The organism is Mesorhizobium sp. WSM4307, assembly GCF_007003945.1.
GTDB lineage: Bacteria > Pseudomonadota > Alphaproteobacteria > Rhizobiales > Rhizobiaceae > Mesorhizobium.
In genome coordinates, this window is record NZ_VFTB01000004.1 from 452,934 (window position 1) to 469,507 (window position 16,574).

Sequence of the window (16,574 nt, forward strand, 5' to 3'; positions counted from 1 at the left end):
CTCCGTCGTGATATAAAGAGTTCTTTATATCGTTATCTCTTCTCGATCAAGCGAATGGTGGTCCTCCGCGCGGATCAATGCGCGGTCTTGACCATATCCACCTGGGTTTCGGTAATCTCGTCGTGCAGGATGTGGTCGAGCCGGTCGGCAACCATCTGGTCGTCGCGACGGATTTCGCGCTTCCAGGGCTGGCGGCCCTTGAGCACGCCCGATTCATCGACGATCTCGGCGACATATTCCTCCTGGCGGTAGGCCATCACATGGACGCCCGAGATCCCAGGGATTTCCTTCACCTCGTTGATGATGTCGATGCAGAGCTGCTTGCCTTCCTTCTTCTGGTCCTGCGCGCCTTCCAGCCGCTTGATGACGGCATCCGGGATGTGGATGCCCGGCACGTTGGAGCGGATCCACTTGGCGGTCTTGGCCGAGGCGAGCGGGCCTACGCCGCACAGGACGAACACTTTTTCGGTGTGGCCGAGATCGCGCGCCTTCTGCATGAAGGTCTTGAACATCGGCACGTCGAAGCAATACTGCGTCTGCACGAACTGCGCGCCGGCGGCGATCTTCTTGCCGAGATGGATCGGGCGGAAGTCGAAGGGCGGCGCGAACGGGTTGACGGCAGCGCCGAGGAAGACCTGCGGCGGCGTCGTCAGCTTGCGGCCGGACAGGAACTTGCCGTTGTCGCGCATGATGCGGATGGTTTCGAGCAGCGACATGGAATCGAGGTCGAACACCGGCTTGGCGCCGGGCTGGTCGCCAGCCTGCACGCCGTCGCCGGTCAGGCACAGCATGTTGGCGACACCCATGGCAGCACCGCCCAGCACGTCGCCCTGGATGGCGATGCGGTTCTTGTCGCGGCAGGCGATCTGCATGATCGGGGCATAGCCCATGCGGGTCAAAAGCGCGCAGATGCCGACCGAGGACATGTGGCAGTTGGCGCCGGAGGCATCGACGGCGTTGATGGCGTCGACCCAGCCGTCGAAGATCTTGGCCCTGTTGTAGACGTCCTCGGGATCGGCGCTGTCGGGAGGATTGAGCTCGGTCGTCACGGCGAATTCACCGCGCCGCAACACGCGCTCGAGGCGGCCGCGGGACGAATGGCCGGGCAGGGGGTCGAGCGGCAGGTGAATGCCGGCCGGGTTCTCGTCGCGCTGACGGGCACTCATGTGGCGGCTCCGGTCTTTGGCGCGGCCGCGGTCTCACGGGCGGCGGCCGCCTGCGCGGTGACCCGCAGCCAGGCGGAGGTCTCGCGCAACGACTGGTCGACCGGCTTCTGCACGGCCAGGATCTTGTCGGAGTTGACCATGTTCTGCGAGCCTTCCCAGGCCTTGACCCAGACGCAGGGCATATCGGGCTCGACCTCGCAATTGCCGTTGGCGCGCACGCCGCCGCAGGGGCCGTTGCGCAGTTGCTTGGGGCAATTCATCGGGCATGACATGCCGGTCGAAGACAGGATGCACTGGCCGCACATGCGGCAGTCGAACATGAAACCCTTGACGCGCTTCTCGACGAATTTGATCGGAGCCTCGACGCGACCGTAGCCGATGCCTTTCCACAGAGGGTGGAGGAGCAGAAACATGTCGGCGAAACGGGAATAGAACCATTCGAGCAGGCGCGAATGCCGGATCGACCATAGTCTCACCGCGAAGGAGCGCTGCACGCGTCGCTGCGGCGACACGTCGGCCGGCTTGTAGTCGGATTTCGGCGCTGCCTTCTTGACCAGGGTGGCCTGGGTAACCGTCGGCCCATCGTTTTTGACAGGAGTGGTCTCAGACATTTTCTTTGCCGCCCGCTTTGACCAGAGCGACCAATCTCTCTCGGTCATATTTCGTATCGAGGTCCTGGAAAGCCTTTTCGACCTCGGTTTCGAGATCGTCGCCGACAGGAACCGGATCGGCCTTGCGCCATTCGGCCAGATAGTCGTCGGTGCCGCCGGCGCCGGTGCGCATGGCGCACATGTCGATGGCTTCGGTGAAGCGCAGCGGCAGCTCGCGCTTGGCATTCTGCCGGCCCTTCTTGACGATGACCTGGGCAGGGATGTCGCGCCAGTAGACGACGATAAGATCGGCCATGAATTCTCGCTCCTCGATCTCAGAGCATTGCCGGATGCGCAATGGAGCCGCTTGTTATGGGACGACGCGCGCGCATTCAAAAGCGACGCATTGCAATGTCGTAAAATGAAAGGCGTGTTAATTCGTTCGCGGGGCGCACCGGCGGAGCGTCGGCGTGCCGAAAAGCCGTCTAGCCCTGTGCGGCTCCGGGCTGATGAGACCCTACCAGATTCCGGTTCTGAGGCCGGTCCAGAGGTAGAACCAGATCGTCGGATGATACCATAGTTTGGAAGGCAGGCCGGGATCGAAAGTCGTGAGTTTTCCGGCCAGGGCATCGCTGACCGCCTCGATGCAGATATCGCGCGAGAACGCCGTTTGGCGCAGCGCGTGGCTTGAGATGGTGTCGCCTTTTTCCGGTCTGCCGCGCACCTGCTTCAGCACGCCGCCAGTGTCGACGCCGGCGTCGACGAGGTGGACGGTCGTGCCGAAATTCTGCACATCACCTGATGCGAGGGCCCAATAGCCGCCATTCATGCCGCGATATTTCGGCGTGATGCCCGCATGGTAGTTGAGCACCGGGCAGGGCATTTTGCGCAGCATCTCAGCCGAGATCAGTCGGCAACCGTTAAGCAGCACGACGCCTGGCTGGATCTTCTGGATCGCCTGCAGGCACTCAGGCCCATTGGCCGAGGCCACCTGGATGATCTCCTGGCCTGGTCGCGGCTCAACCTCCAGTCTCTCCTCGGCAATCAATCGCGCGCTATGGCCGGCCCGCAGCCGCTTGCCCAACCTACTCAGCACCATCGTGCCAAGCTGGCCCATGGCCGAGACCCAGCCCTGGCGGCGAGCCCGACCACGCAGCAATTGCTTTTTGGATTCAGGGGTTTCGAGGATGACGCTGACAGGACCAACGCGATCGGCAATTGCGTTGATCATGGCCCATACATGCTGGCCGCCGCCGGTCACGACGACGATCGACGCGCTGGCTCCAACCGGTGAAGACATGGCCCGCTTTCCTGCCTTGCACGCGGCCGGCTGCCGCATGCTGGCTTGATTTGTGCCGGAATGGGGTTAAATCTTGATGACCGCACTCAGCGCTTGAACTCGATGATATCGAGTTTCGATTCGTAGTAGGGCGCGGGAAGTTCGACGCGCCATTCGCTGGCACCGGTGCGGAAGGCATAGCCGACCTGGTCGGTTTGCGGACCGCTGCCATAAGGTTTTGCCCGATCATTGTTGACGGAGCCGGAGCCGAGATAGATGGCGCGCTTCTCGCCATCGTCGAAAAAGTGGCCCTGGGTTCGCTGCGAGCCGCTGATTTTTTCAAGCCGCCAGCCGGAACCATCGTCGGTCACCTTGCACTTGAACCAGCCATAGATGACGAGCGGGCTCAAACCGCCTGCCTTGATGGTGCGGCACTTCCAGCTGCCGGTCAGGTCCTTGTCGGAGAACGACACCAGCGGCTTGGCCAGCAAGGCATCGAGTTGTTTGACCTCGGCCGGGCCGCCCGCTTTCGCCTCGGCGAGCGCCGTCTTGCGCGTCTCGCCATATTCGTCGAGGCGGACCTTGTCGGCAGGCGTGATCAGCTTCTGCACCTGGCCGTCGGCAAGAGCGGGCAGGGTGCAGCAGAGCAGGCCGATGGCGGCAAAAAGGGGACGAACGATCATCTGGAACTCCCTGAGTCTCTAAAATGCAGTCGACAAAAATGGCAGTTAATGTCTGGAACGGCGCCGTTGCCGGTCGATGGCTGATTTTATCGGGTCGCCCGCGCCTGTCATCCGTGCTTAACAGCGTCGCCGTCAGAAATCATGGTGTGACGCATGCGAATCTTGCTCACGGGATCGTCGGGTTGGCTGGGCAGCGCGCTGGCGCCGCGCCTGCGCGCGCTTGGCCATGAGGTGATTGGCCTCGACCCTGTTCCTTCGGTGGAAACGCAGATGATCGGCTCGATCGCCAACCGCAATCTGGTCATGCGGGCGGTCGGGGACAACCGAATCGAAGCCATCATTCACAGCGGCGCGCTGCACAAGCCCAATATTGAGAGCCGCGCCAACAGCGATTTCGTCGCCACCAACGTGCAAGGCACGCTTAACCTTCTCGACGCCGCGGTGGCGAGCGGCGTGCAGCGCTTCGTCTTCACCTCGACCACCTCGCTGATGATCTCGCAGGCGATACGCGACGGGTTCAAGGGCGGTGCGCGCAAGGCCGCCTGGCTGACCGAGGCGATGTCGCCCGAGCCGCGCAACATCTATGGCGTGACCAAGCTTTCGGCCGAACATCTCTGCCGCCTCTATCATCTGCAGCATGGCCTGCCGGTGGTCGTGCTGCGCACGGCCCGGTTCTTTCCCGAAGCCGACGACATGGCGCATGCGATCGAACAGTCTGACGCCAACACCAAGGCGAATGAATTGCTGTTCCGGCGGCTGACGGTGGAGGATGCGGCGGAAGCTCATGTCGCTGCGCTGGAGAAGGCGCCACAGCTCGGCTTCGACATCTTTATCGTCTGTGCGCCGACGCCGTTCCGGCCTGATGATTGCGCCGAACTGATCGCCGATGCGCCGTCGGTGGCCGCGCGCTATTTCCCGGATTTTCCGGCGCTGTACGCGCAAAAAGGCTGGACGATGTTTTCCTCCATCGACCGCGTCTATGATGCCTCGCGGTTGCGGGAGAGGCTCGGCTTTGTCTGTAAGACGAGTTTTGCCGATGTGCTGGCGGCGCTGAGGGCGGAGGAGGCCGCCTAGCGCATTGCGCTCAGGCGACCTTCGCCGCCTGCGCCAAGTCCGCCGTCAGGTCGCCATAGCCGGTCGCGCGCCGCTCATAGGCAAGGCCGAGCAGGGCGGCGGCCTTTTCCGCGACCTTGTCGAGTTCCGGGTCGTCGGTCTGGGCCAGATAGACCAGCTTTTCGTAATTGCCGAAATAGTCCTTGATCAGCTCCGGGTGCTTGTCGAGGCCGAGCGGCTTCATGAAGAAGGCATCGAACTGGCGGCACAGGAAGTCCGTCATGTAGAAGGACATCATGTCGTCGTCGGCGATCTTCGCGTAGGTTTCCATGCCTTGATAGAAGGCGAAGCAGTGTGGGCCGGCCATGCGCTCGACGCCATGCTTCTCGATGACGCGGTCGAGCAGGCCACCTGTGCCGCAATCGGCATAGCCGACGAAGATGTGCTCGTACCCCTCCGTCTTGGCCTTCTCGATCGCCTTGTCCATGGCGGGTGCGATGCGGTCGGGATAAAAATGAAACTCTGCCGGCAGGCAGGTCAGTTCCAGGTGATCCAGCCCGAGCTGTTCCTTGACGGCCAATACCTCACGCGCAATCATTCCACAGGCGATGACAAGCAACCTGTCTGTTTGATTCGGTTTCGTTTTTTGCGTCTTGACCAAGTCGATCAGGCTTTCGCTGCGGGGCTAATTTATCTGTCGAGGGAGACACCATCCATGAAACTGCTACGCATCGCGCCGATAGCCATCCTTGCCTGCGCACTTGCACTCACCGCCTGCGCCAACACCATTCGGGGTGTCGGCAAGGATGTCAAATCGACCGCAAGGGCAGTCAAAGACACTGTCGCCAACTGATCGGCAGCCTTTCCCATCATCTGGGAACAAAAAAGCCGCGCTGCAAGGCGCGGCTTTTCTTATCGGTCATCCTGATGCCTTGGGTCAGGCCGAAGCGCGGACATTGTGCTTGCGCTTCATGAAGTCCTTGGCGGTCTCGACCGCCACCGCGGCATCGCGGCAATAGGCGTCGGCGCCGACGGCCTTGCCGAATTCCTCATTGAGCGGCGCGCCGCCGACCAGCACGACATAGTCGTCGCGAATGCCCTTTTCCTTCATCGTGTCGATGACGACCTTCATGTAGGGCATGGTCGTGGTCAGAAGCGCCGACATGCCGATGATGTCGGGCTGATGCTGCTCGATCGCATCGAGATATTTCTCGACCGCATTGTTGATGCCGAGGTCGATGACGTCGAAGCCGGCACCTTCCATCATCATGCCGACAAGGTTCTTGCCGATGTCGTGGATGTCGCCCTTGACGGTCCCGATCACCATCTTGCCCTGTTTCGGCGCGCCGGTGGCGGCGAGCAGCGGACGCAGGATGAACATGCCGGCCTTCATGGCGTTGGCGGACAGCAGCACCTCGGGAACGAACAGGATGCCGTCGCGAAAATCCTCGCCGACGATGCGCATGCCTTCGACCAGCGCCTCGGTGAGCACCTTGTAGGGCGCCCAGCCGCGCTCCAGCAGGATGCGTGTGCCTTCCTCGATCTCTTCCTTCAACCCGTCATAAAGGTCGTCGTGCATCTGCTGCACCAACTCGTCGTCGGAAAGTTCAGAAAGGATGATCTCGTCGTCGGACATTTTTATCCAGCTCCTCACGGCATCGCGACTGTGTCGCAAGGCACAAAATATTAGCGTTCATACCTAACCCGCAACGGGCGGCTATCCATAGCTGATTTGCGACTTCCCGCAAAAGGAAAGCGACTGGAAAATCTATTGGTTTTCTTGTCGATTTTGCGACAGGCGTTGGCGCGGACGGGCCGTTTCGAATAGGGTGCATGGCTACGATCCGGCGAAAGCCGCGCCATGCGGCCAGAACGGCTACGGACCGGCCATCGTCAGGCCAGGCCATATTCAGGGAAGAGCGATCATGAGTGAACACGCGGCAGTCGACCAGGAAGCGTCAAACGCGCGGCGTGGGCGAGGCGCGAGCGGCGGAGCGGCGGCAAGGCGCGCCGCGCGTTCCGGCGGCGGACCCGGCACCCAACTCACCTACATCAAGCGCAAGATCAACATCTATGAGGTGCTTGACGAGGAAGGCCTCGCGCTGATCGAGAAGAACACCGATACGGTGCTCGAAGAGATCGGCATCATCTTTCGCGATGACGCCGAAGCGTTGCAGCTGTGGAAAGAGGCCGGCGCCGACGTCAAGGGCGAGCGTGTGCATTTCCCGAAGGGGCTTTGCCGTTCGCTGCTGAAGACCGCGCCGTCCGTCTATACCCAGCATGCCCGCAATTCCGAGCGCTCGGTGCAGATCGGCGGCAATGCTACCGTCTTTGCGCCGGTCTATGGCCCGCCCTTCGTGCGCGACCTTGACGGTGTCAGGCGCTACGCGACGATCGAGGATTTCCAGAATTTCGTGAAGCTCGCCTATATGGCGCCGTCGATCCACCATTCGGGCGGCACGGTGTGCGAGCCGGTCGACGTGCCGGTCAACAAGCGCCACCTCGACATGATCTATTCGCACATAAAATACTCGGACAAGCCGTTCATGGGCTCGGTGACCGCGCCGGAACGCGCCGAGGACACCGTCGCCATGGCCAAGCTCGTGTTCGGCGACGATTTCGTCGAGAACAACACGGTGCTGACCAGCCTGATCAACGCCAACTCGCCGATGGTGTTCGACGAAACCATGCTGGGCGCGCTGAAGGTTTATTCGCGCCATAACCAGGCCTGCATCGTCACGCCGTTCATCCTTGCCGGCGCGATGAGCCCGGTGACGGTCGCCGGCACGTTGACGCAGGTTCTGGCCGAAGTGCTGGCCGGCGCATCGTTCACGCAGCTCATCCGGCCGGGCGCGCCGGTGCTGTTCGGCACCTTTGCCTCGTCGATCTCGATGCAGTCGGGCGCGCCGACCTTCGGTACGCCGGAGCCGTCGCTGGTGTCCTATGGCGCCGCACAGCTCGCACGCCGCCTCGGCCTGCCGTTCCGCACCGGCGGTTCGCTGTGCGCGTCCAAGGTTCCGGATGCGCAGGCGGCCTATGAAAGCGCCAACACGCTGAACTCGACGATCCTTGCCGGCACCAACTTCGTCCTCCACTCGGCCGGCTGGCTCGAGGGCGGGCTGGCGTCCTGCTATGAAAAGTTCATGATGGACATCGACCAGCTCGGCATGCAGCAGAAATTCTCCGAAGGCGTCGACCTGTCGGAGAACGGCCAGGCGATGGACGCCATCCGCCAGGTCGGCCCGGGCAGCCACTATCTCGGCTGCGACCACACCCAGGCCAATTTCCAGACGGCCTTCTACCGCTCCAGCATCGCCGACAACAATTCCTACGAACAGTGGCTGGCCGAAGGCGAGAAGACCGCGCCGCAGCGCGCCAACGAGCTCGCCCGCCGCTGGCTGGAAAGCTACGAGGCGCCGCATCTCGATCCAAGCATCGACGAAGCCCTGAAGGAGTTCATCGCCAAGAAGAAGGGGTCGATGCCCGACGCCTTCACTTGAAAGGAGCCCGAGTCAGGCGGGGCTAAAGTCGCCAACATCATCCACAAGGAAGTCTGGCGGAGCGCCTTCTCCGATCCGGACAACAAGGGATGATTGCCCGCGGCATGGTCGAAGAGATCACGGCCGCGCTCGGCGTCAACGGCCTCATCCTGCGTGGCGGCTTCTTTTTCCCCGGTGATGAGGATGCCCCTCATAGCGCCTCGGGCGCGCCGGCGAAATCCGTGCTGCTGGTGGGGCAGGCGGGTGCGGCACCCTGGCCGCATTTCCTGCGCTGGCGGGAGCAGCAGCCGTCGACAATCGCCGATCCGCTCGACAACTGGTCGCGGCAGGTCATCGGCGATGTGGCGGAGGCATTCGGCGCGCGCGCCGTTTCTCCCTCCGACAAGCCCTATCTGCCGTTCCAGCAATGGGCTGTCCGGGCCGAGGGGCTAAAACCGTCGCCGCTCGGCATTCTGATGCATCCGCAATACGGGCTTTGGCATGCCTATCGCGGCGCTTTGCTGTTCGAGGACGAGATCGCGCTTCCGGGGCAGGGCGCGGCAGCGCATCTCTGCGATGCCTGTGTTGAGAAACCTTGCCTGAAATCCTGTCCGGTCGATGCCTATTCCACGAAAGGCTTCGCCTATCAGGCCTGCCTGGCGCATGTGCGGGGAGGGAATGGCGAGCCGTGCCGGAGCGGCGGCTGCCTCGACCGCAATGCCTGTCCCTATGGCACGGAATATCGCTATCCGTCTGATATCCAGGCCTTCCACATGGCGGCATTCGCCGGCCTGTGATCGTCCCGCGATCCTGCACGAAATGTTGACGGGTACTTTCAAGGAATGCCTTGCCGTGGCAGGCCGCGTGGATATGTATCGCGCATCCGACAAATGGAGCGCGCAATGGCGAAGCAGGATCTCAGGATCAAGACCCGTGACGGGGTGGCGAAAGCGGGCCTGTTCCGCTCGGCCAAGACGCCCTCCGCCAAGTCCGGTGTCATTCTCTACCAGGACGCCTTCGGTCCGCGTCCGGCGCTCGACGGCATGGCCGAGCGGCTGGCAGGCGAGGGTTACGCGGTGCTGGTGCCGGACCTCTTCCATCGCAACGCGCCCTATGGTCCGTTCGACGCCAAGACCGCCTTCACCGAGGAAAGCACCAAGGCAGCGCTGATGGCGCTGGTCACCGGCACGACGCAGCAGATGACCATCAGTGACGGCGAAGCCTTTCTCGATGCGCTCGCCGAGGAAGGCGTCACCGGTCCGATCGGCACCGTGGGTTATTGCATGGGCGGCGCGCGGGCGCTCAATGCGGCCGCGGCCTACCCGGACAGGATCAGGGCCGCCGCGAGTTTCCATGGCGGCAATCTCGCCAGCGATGCCGCCGACAGCCCGCACCGCAAAGCGGCATCCATCAAGGCGCGTGTCTATGTCGGCATGGCGGGGATCGACAGGAGTTTCCCGCCGGAGCAGTCGACACGGCTGGAGGAGGCGCTGCGCAATGCCGAAGTCGACCACGCCATCGAGAACTATGTCGGCATGGCGCATGGCTGGTGCGTGCCGGACCACAGCGTCTACAACCAGGCCGGCGCCGAACGGCATTGGCAGAGGCTGATCACGCTGTTTGCGGAGACGCTGGGATAGGGGGGCTGCCTGCTTGGGATAAGCTCCAATTTCGGGCACTCCAGCACGAACCTTCGAGAGTTGGCGCCGCTCCTCATCCGCCCTGCCGGGCACCTTCTCCCGTGAACGGGGTGAAGGAGGAGGGCGCTTGCCAAAAAAATCTTTCCATCATCCCAAGGATTAGCCATTAGCCTTCGTCCAACAGGCAAATGATGGCGATGATGCTGGATGAGAGCGAAGCCTCCGACGCCGAACTGATCGGGCGGGCGAAGGGCGGAGACAGGGGGGCCTTCGGCACATTGCTGGAGCGCCACTACGACTTCGTCTATCGCGCCGCCTATCGCTGGTGCGGCAAGAAGGCCGATGCCGAAGACATCGCCCAGGAAGTCTGCGTCCGGCTCGGCAAGGCGATCCGCGACTATCGCGGTGGAGGTGCCTTCACGACATGGCTCTATTCCGTGACGATGAACGCGGCGCGCGATATGATGCGCAAGACCACCCGCGAGACCGTGAAGACCGAGGCCTATGGCGTCCATGCGCTGATTTCGGGCGAGGCCCCGGCCGAGAGCGAGGATCCGGCCGAGGCGCTGTGGGCCGCCGTGCGGCAGCTTCCGGACAAGCAGCGCGACGCCGTGCTGCTGGTCTATGGCGAGGGCTTGAGCCATGCGGCCGCTGCCGAGGCGATGGCGATCTCGGAGACGACGGTTTCCTGGCACATCCATGAAGCGAAGAAACGGCTGAAGACGCTGATGCGCTCGGCCGGGGAAGTGTGACCATGGTCGACGACAACGAACTCAACAGACTGCGCGATATCGCGGCACCGGCGCCGGGTGAGAGCGCGAAGGCGCGCGCCTTCGAAGCCGCCTTGCGCGCCTATGATGAGGAAATTATTTCTGCCGTCACCCAAGGATCGGTCGGCGGCCTTCGTCTCACAGAGCGAGCACAAAAGCTCTGGAGCGAGATCATGCAAAAGAAACTCATCGCCACGCCGGCCCTTGCCGGGCTCGTCGCCCTGCCGATCGCCGGATACGCCACTTTCCATCTGCTGAGGGAACAGCCGGCCAAATTCGGCGGCGACGAAAAGATCACCGAAACGCTGGCCGACAAGCCGGCGACGCTGAAGCCGGCCGAGCCGAAGCAGGCGAAGCCGAAGATCAACCAGCCGCTTGCAGCCACCGAGCCGGCCAAGGACAAGAAGGCCGACGCGGATGTCGAAAGCCGCGACGCCAGCGATGCGCTCGTCGCGCCGGCTTCGCCGCCTAAATCCGAATCGACCGTTGCCGGCGGCACAGCGCAGCAGCAGAAAGCGCTCGGACGAGGCGTGCTGAGCGAAATTGCACCGCCAGCGCCGGCGCCAACCGGCGAATTCGCGCTCGAGGGCAGTGCCTCGCGAGCTGCTCCCGAGGCCAAGCTGATGGCCCCGCAGCAGCCTGCCATGGCGCCGGCGGATCAGATCGCGCCGCAAGAGGAAAACCGCAATCGCGTCCAGGATTTCAAGACCAATCCGGTGCATGCGGCACTGGAAGACCCGGTCTCGACCTTCTCGATCGATGTCGACACCGCCTCCTATTCCTTCGTGCGCCGTTCGCTGAAGGAAGGGGCCGTGCCGCAGGCCGACACCGTCCGTGTCGAGGAGATGATCAACTACTTCCCCTATGACTGGAAGGGGCCGGACTCGGCGTCGACGCCGTTCAATTCGACCGTCAGCGTCATGCCGACGCCGTGGAATGGTCACACCAAGCTGATGCATGTCGCCATCAAGGGCTTCGACATCAAGCCGACCGAGCAGCCGAAGGCCAATCTGGTCTTCCTGATCGACGTCTCGGGCTCGATGGACGAGCCGGACAAGCTGCCGCTGCTCAAGTCGGCATTCCGGCTGCTGGTCAGCAAGCTCAGGGCCGACGACACGATCTCGATCGTCACCTATGCCGGTGAGGCCGGCACCGTGCTGATGCCGACCAGGGCTGCCGAGAAGGACAAGATCCTGAACGCCATCGACAATCTCACGCCCGGCGGTTCGACGGCCGGCGAAGCCGGCATCAAGGAAGCCTACAAGCTTGCCCAGCAATCCTTCGTCAAGGACGGCGTCAACCGGGTGATGCTGGCCACCGATGGCGACTTCAATGTTGGACAGAGCGACGACGATGATCTCAAGCGCCTGATCGAGCAGGAGCGCAAGAGCGGTGTCTTCCTGTCGGTGTTCGGCTTCGGCCACGACAATCTGAACGACCAGATGATGCAGACCATCGCCCAGAACGGCAACGGCACCGCCGCCTATATCGACACACTGGCCGAGGCGGAGAAGGTACTGGTCGAGGATGCCTCCTCGACGCTGTTCCCGATCGCCAAGGACGTGAAGATCCAGGTCGAGTTCAACCCCAACAAGGTCTCGGAATACCGCCTGATCGGCTACGAGACCCGGGCGCTCAACCGCGAGGACTTCAACAATGACCGCGTCGATGCCGGCGATATCGGCTCGGGCCATTCGGTCACCGCGATCTATGAGATCACCCCGAAGGGCAGTGGTGGCGAGCAGATCGATCCGCTGCGTTATGGCCAGGCCACGGTCAACAATGGCGGCGTCGCCAATGCGGATGAATATGCCTTCGTCAAGATCCGTTACAAGCTGCCCAGCGAGGACGTCTCGAAGCTGATCACCACGCCGGTGACATCGGCCAACGAGGTGGCGTCCTTCGACCAGGCCAGCACCGACCAGCGTTTCTCCGTCGCGGTCGCCGCCTTCGGCCAGAAGCTGCGCGACGAGGATGCGACCGCGAAGTTCGGCTACGACAAGATCATGGAGATTGCCACTGCCGCCCGAGGAGCCGACCCGTTTGGGTACAGGTCCGAGTTCCTCTCGCTTGTGCGCCTTGCCTCGGCGCTGGGCGGTAACCGGTAGTGGCGATGACGGCCGGTTTCCTTCAGGTGGGATCGTTCTGACAGGGGAAACCGGCCCACGGGCGGGTGAGGCAGGCCGGCGAGGGGTTCATTCCCTTGCCGGCCTTTTTTTCGGATTTTCCGAGGTCGTTAAATTGCGCGTTATTTCCGGTAGAGGATCGCAACCCGGGTCCATTATTCAGGACTGGCCTTCGGGCTTGAGGGAGCCGCAATTGCAGATCACCACCATCGCCAACTCGTTGCCGCCGGCGCGAGAGATTCCAGCACAAACATCGACGGCTTCGCGCGGACCATCAGCCGAATCCAAACGCATCAGCGACGATGTCGCGCAGGCCCGTCACACCGCCATGTCGGCGCTGACCAACGACCGCTTCAGCGCCATGCTGGAACAGATCACCGATCCGGCTTCGTCCGGCGCGCTGATGACGATGCGCGGCGACAATGCCGTCGATTTCAAGTCGGCGCAGTCGAGCTACGCCGACAACAGCGAATAATCGAAATCCTCAGGCCCGGCTGCGGCGACGCTCGCGGCGCGCTTCGCTGGTCTCGGCGGTGTTTTGCGTTGCCACCTTGTTGCGCATCGGACCGATGCGCTCGACGATCGTCTCGACCGTCGGGCGGCTGGCCTTGGTGTGGCCATCGAGCGCCTTGCGCATGGCGGCGAGGTGCTGGAACGACGTGCCGCAGCAACCGCCGACAATCTTGGCGCCGGCATCGACGGCGAGGCGAACATAGTCGGCCATCAGTTCCGGCGTGCCGGAGTAATGGATCTCGGTGCCGCGGAATTCCGGAATGCCGCAATTGCCCTTGACGATCACCGTCGCCCGCGGCTTCGCCTCAGTCATGTCGAGCAGCGAGGCCAGGATGTCCGAGGCGCCGACGCCGCAATTGGCGCCAACGCCGAGCGGTGCTTCCGACAGCCCGTCGGCGACGCCATGGATGTCTTTCGGCAGCAGGCCCATCATGGTGCGGCCGGCGGTGTCGAAGGAGCCGGTATAGGTGTAGGGGAGGCCGACACGGATGGCGGCTTCGGCGGCGGCGCGTATCTCGTCGGGCGCCGACATGGTCTCGATCCAGGCGACTTCCGCGCCGCCTTCCTTGAGACCCTCGATCTGCTCGGCGAAGGCGTCGACCGCCTCGTCATAGGTCATGGCGCCAAGCGGCACCAGCAATTCGCCGGTCGGGCCGACGGAGCCGGCAACGATCACCTTGCGGCCGGCCTTGTCGGCGACGGCGCGGGCAATCTCGGCGGCGCGCTTGTTGAGTGCATGCACGCGGTCCTGCGCATGGTGGAGTTTCAGCCGGTGGCGGGTGCCGCCGAAGGAGTTGGTCAGGATGATGTCTGCACCGGCATCGACGAAATTCTGGTGCAGGCTGGTGATGGTGCCGGGCGCCGTCTCGTTCAGCAGTTCGGGTGCCTCGCCGGCCTCCAGACCCATCGCGAACAGGTTGGTGCCGGTGGCGCCATCGGCCAGCAGCACGCCCTTTTCAGCCAGCAGGGCATCGATCGGATTGGTGGTGGTCATCGGATTGGCTTTCGTGTTTCAAATTCGAATAAGGATATAAAGAAGTCTTTATGTCTAGTCAATGATTTGTGGCGACCTTCGGCAAAGCCAATGGCGTGGCCTTCGACCGTGTCGGGGTCCAGCATTCGAATGACCATGATTGCCGTCGATCAGACAGAGCCTGACGGGAACGACATGCCGGCCAGATTGCGGGCGAAGCTTGCTGCCTCGTGCGGATTGACGTCGGCGGCACGGATCAGATTGTCGAAATGCTGGGTCAGTGCCTGGACCGGCTGGGTGGCGTTCAGCACGACATACATGTCGCCGACATAGATGGCGGCGCGATAGGGGCCGAAGATGGTGAGCGGGATCGAATAGCGCATGCGGCCGTCATAGAGAAACAGGCGGAAGGTCGGATAGAGATCGTCGAGCAGCGTCGCCATATGGGCGAGCTGCTGCCGGCGGTCGGCCTCGGGAAAGCGATCCCACACACCGAGGCCGCGCGCGAAAATCTCCAGCGTGTGGCGCGGCATGCAGACTTCCATGTCGGTTTCCGGGCGGCGGTTGTATTCGATGCGGTACTGCGTCTCGCTGGCCTGCGCCAGCCGGCTCCTGTTGGTGATGTTGGCTTCGTAGTCGACCAGCGCGCGGGTTCGCAGCAGATCGGGAATGCCCGCGGGCACGTAGCGGATCTTGGTGCCCGCTGCCTCGGCGAACCATTTGGCGAGCAGCGTGCGGTCGAAACCATCGGGCGCTTCCTCGATCTCCAGGCTTTCGCGGATTTCGCCGGTGACGCCTTCGTCCTGGCTGAGGCCCAGCAGCCAGTCCAGCGACACCTTGAATTCGGCGGCGATGTTGAGCAGCGTTTCGGCACGCGGCAGGCGCGTCGAGGCACCTGACATCAGCTGCGACAGTGCCGACCGGTCGATGCCGACCGCTGACGCGAAGGCCGACTGGTTGAGGTCCGAGCGTGTCAGGAGCAGCTTCAGACGCTCCCGGAAAATTGCTGACAGATCGCGTTTGTCCATCGTCCGCTTCTCCGAGTCTTGAGGAAAAATTTGCGTCAAGGCAGCCTGGTGAGGCGCCTCAGGCGTAAATGAATCCCCAAGGTTGTTTACAATGTGTAACATGTGCGGTCAAAAATGCGCAATCGCAACATTTTGTATACTTTGTCGCGTTGAGTGGAATCGTTTCTCCTGACACTATGCTGTCAGGAACCAGTTGGGGTTCCGACGACTGAGGGGCAGTGGTCGATAGCATGACAGGCAAGAGCATCAAGCGACGCAACGCACCGGCCATCGAGTGGCCGACCGTGGTTCTCGCTTTCTTCTGCTACGGAACATGGCTTGCCACCGGTTTCCTGCTCTGGCCGTCCTATCCCATCCTCGCGCTCGCTCTCCTTGGCTTCATCCTGGCATTGCAGTCGTCGATCATGCACGAAGTGCTGCATGGCCATCCGACGCGCAGCGCGTTGATCAACGAGGCCTTCGTCTTCCTGCCGATCGGCCTGGTCTGGCCGTTCCGCCGCTTCAAGACATTGCATTTGCGCCACCATGCCGACGAGCGGCTGACCGATCCGCTCGACGATCCGGAAAGCTATTACCAGGCGCTGTGGCAGCATGACGATTTGCCGCCGACGATGAAGTTCCTGCTCAAGATCAACAACACCATGGTCGGCCGTTTCTTCCTTGGCCCCTGGCTGTCCTGCATCGGCTTCTTCATCGACGATTTCAAGCAGATGATGGCCGGCGACAAGGCGATCCGCAAGGCTTGGCTGCTGCATGCGATCGGCCTCGCCATCGTGGCGCCGATCGTGCAGTTTGGCTTCGGCATTCCGCTGTGGCTCTACATTCTCGCGCCGGTCTGGCTCGGCCAGTCGCTGATCGCGATCCGCACCTTTGCCGAGCATCAGTGGTCCGAGCATCCGGAAGGCCGCACGGTGATCATCGAGCGCTCGCCGCTGTCGTTCCTGTTCCTCAACAACAATCTGCACTTCGTCCATCACAAGACGCCTACGGTGGCCTGGTACAAGCTGCCGAAACTGTTTCGCGAGCGTCGCGACGAATGGCTGCGGATGAACAACGGCTATGCCTATCCGAATTATTTCGCGCTGATCAAAGCCTATGCCTTCAAGGCGAAAGAGCCGATCGTGCATCCGGTGCTGCGGCGTGCGCCCGAGCACGGCCGGGCGTTCAAGCCGCGTATCCGGGCGCGCAACATCAATGGCCTCGGCACCGCGCCGGTGCCCGCCGAGCCGCCCAAGGAATAATCCGGGGCATCCCTCGGGTTCTGTGTCGGCCAA

18 protein-coding genes are annotated in these 16,574 nt (G+C 62.7%); 9 read left to right on the plus strand and 9 right to left on the minus strand.

What is annotated here, in order from left to right; translation table 11 throughout:
* Positions 1-74: 74 nt before the first annotated feature.
* From FJV83_RS12210 to FJV83_RS12230, 5 genes are all read right to left on the minus strand, one after another.
* Positions 75-1,166, minus strand: coding sequence for a methylenetetrahydrofolate reductase (locus FJV83_RS12210; protein ID WP_095772949.1), 1,092 nt, complete (start codon positions 1,164-1,166; stop codon positions 75-77).
* Positions 1,163-1,777, minus strand: coding sequence for a methylenetetrahydrofolate reductase C-terminal domain-containing protein (locus tag FJV83_RS12215; RefSeq protein WP_095772948.1), 615 nt, complete (start codon positions 1,775-1,777; stop codon positions 1,163-1,165). Before FJV83_RS12215 ends, FJV83_RS12210 begins: the two co-directional genes overlap by 4 nt.
* Positions 1,770-2,072, minus strand: coding sequence for a virulence factor (locus FJV83_RS12220; protein ID WP_095772947.1), 303 nt, complete (start codon positions 2,070-2,072; stop codon positions 1,770-1,772). Before FJV83_RS12220 ends, FJV83_RS12215 begins: the two co-directional genes overlap by 8 nt.
* A 201-nt stretch (positions 2,073-2,273) precedes the next feature.
* Positions 2,274-3,056, minus strand: a complete 783-nt coding sequence (locus FJV83_RS12225; protein ID WP_142885293.1) for a formyl transferase — start codon at positions 3,054-3,056, stop codon at positions 2,274-2,276.
* A gap of 86 nt (positions 3,057-3,142) precedes the next feature.
* Positions 3,143-3,718, minus strand: coding sequence for a DUF4893 domain-containing protein (locus tag FJV83_RS12230; RefSeq protein WP_142885294.1), 576 nt, complete (start codon positions 3,716-3,718; stop codon positions 3,143-3,145).
* A gap of 153 nt (positions 3,719-3,871) precedes the next feature.
* Between FJV83_RS12230 and FJV83_RS12235 the strand changes: the two genes are divergently transcribed.
* Positions 3,872-4,792, plus strand: a complete 921-nt coding sequence (locus tag FJV83_RS12235; protein WP_095772945.1) for an NAD(P)-dependent oxidoreductase — start codon at positions 3,872-3,874, stop codon at positions 4,790-4,792.
* Positions 4,793-4,802: 10 nt separating this feature from the next.
* Here the strand turns inward: FJV83_RS12235 and FJV83_RS12240 are convergent, their stop codons facing one another.
* Positions 4,803-5,432 carry a DUF1638 domain-containing protein gene (locus tag FJV83_RS12240; RefSeq protein WP_142885295.1) on the minus strand — a complete coding sequence of 210 codons (630 nt, stop codon included), beginning with the start codon at positions 5,430-5,432 and terminating at the stop codon, positions 4,803-4,805.
* A 54-nt stretch (positions 5,433-5,486) separates the two neighbouring features.
* Between FJV83_RS12240 and FJV83_RS12245 the strand changes: the two genes are divergently transcribed.
* Positions 5,487-5,624, plus strand: a complete 138-nt coding sequence (locus tag FJV83_RS12245) for an entericidin A/B family lipoprotein (protein WP_019858698.1) — start codon at positions 5,487-5,489, stop codon at positions 5,622-5,624.
* Between the two features lie 84 nt (positions 5,625-5,708).
* Here the strand turns inward: FJV83_RS12245 and FJV83_RS12250 are convergent, their stop codons facing one another.
* The gene (locus tag FJV83_RS12250; RefSeq protein WP_032930649.1) at positions 5,709-6,407 is read right to left on the minus strand and encodes a B12-binding domain-containing protein; all 699 of its coding nucleotides are present in this window, start codon (positions 6,405-6,407) and stop codon (positions 5,709-5,711) included.
* A 289-nt stretch (positions 6,408-6,696) separates the two neighbouring features.
* Between FJV83_RS12250 and FJV83_RS12255 the strand changes: the two genes are divergently transcribed.
* From FJV83_RS12255 to FJV83_RS36400, 6 genes are all read left to right on the plus strand, one after another.
* Positions 6,697-8,271, plus strand: coding sequence for a trimethylamine methyltransferase family protein (locus tag FJV83_RS12255; RefSeq protein WP_142875703.1), 1,575 nt, complete (start codon positions 6,697-6,699; stop codon positions 8,269-8,271).
* Between the two features lie 89 nt (positions 8,272-8,360).
* Positions 8,361-9,047, plus strand: coding sequence for a hypothetical protein (locus FJV83_RS12260; protein WP_142885296.1), 687 nt, complete (start codon positions 8,361-8,363; stop codon positions 9,045-9,047).
* 105 nt (positions 9,048-9,152) lie between these two features.
* Positions 9,153-9,890, plus strand: a complete 738-nt coding sequence (locus tag FJV83_RS12265) for a dienelactone hydrolase family protein (protein ID WP_095773111.1) — start codon at positions 9,153-9,155, stop codon at positions 9,888-9,890.
* Positions 9,891-10,081: 191 nt separating this feature from the next.
* Complete coding sequence (locus FJV83_RS12270; RefSeq protein WP_095773110.1) at positions 10,082-10,642, plus strand: RNA polymerase sigma factor; 561 nt, start codon at positions 10,082-10,084, stop codon at positions 10,640-10,642.
* A 2-nt stretch (positions 10,643-10,644) separates the two neighbouring features.
* A complete protein-coding gene (locus tag FJV83_RS12275) occupies positions 10,645-12,768 on the plus strand; it encodes a VWA domain-containing protein (RefSeq protein WP_142885297.1) in 2,124 nt (707 codons plus the stop codon).
* A gap of 211 nt (positions 12,769-12,979) precedes the next feature.
* Complete coding sequence (locus FJV83_RS36400) at positions 12,980-13,261, plus strand: hypothetical protein (protein ID WP_185973329.1); 282 nt, start codon at positions 12,980-12,982, stop codon at positions 13,259-13,261.
* Between the two features lie 9 nt (positions 13,262-13,270).
* On the opposite strand, the gene bmt is transcribed toward FJV83_RS36400, so the two are convergent.
* Positions 13,271-14,293, minus strand: a complete 1,023-nt coding sequence (gene bmt / locus FJV83_RS12285) for a betaine--homocysteine S-methyltransferase (protein ID WP_095772940.1) — start codon at positions 14,291-14,293, stop codon at positions 13,271-13,273.
* Between the two features lie 149 nt (positions 14,294-14,442).
* Complete coding sequence (locus tag FJV83_RS12290; RefSeq protein WP_095772939.1) at positions 14,443-15,300, minus strand: helix-turn-helix transcriptional regulator; 858 nt, start codon at positions 15,298-15,300, stop codon at positions 14,443-14,445.
* Positions 15,301-15,530: 230 nt separating this feature from the next.
* Here FJV83_RS12290 and FJV83_RS12295 point away from each other — a divergent pair, with 230 nt between their 5' ends.
* The gene (locus FJV83_RS12295) at positions 15,531-16,541 is read left to right on the plus strand and encodes a fatty acid desaturase (RefSeq protein ID WP_179296431.1); all 1,011 of its coding nucleotides are present in this window, start codon (positions 15,531-15,533) and stop codon (positions 16,539-16,541) included.
* Positions 16,542-16,574: the final 33 nt, after the last annotated feature.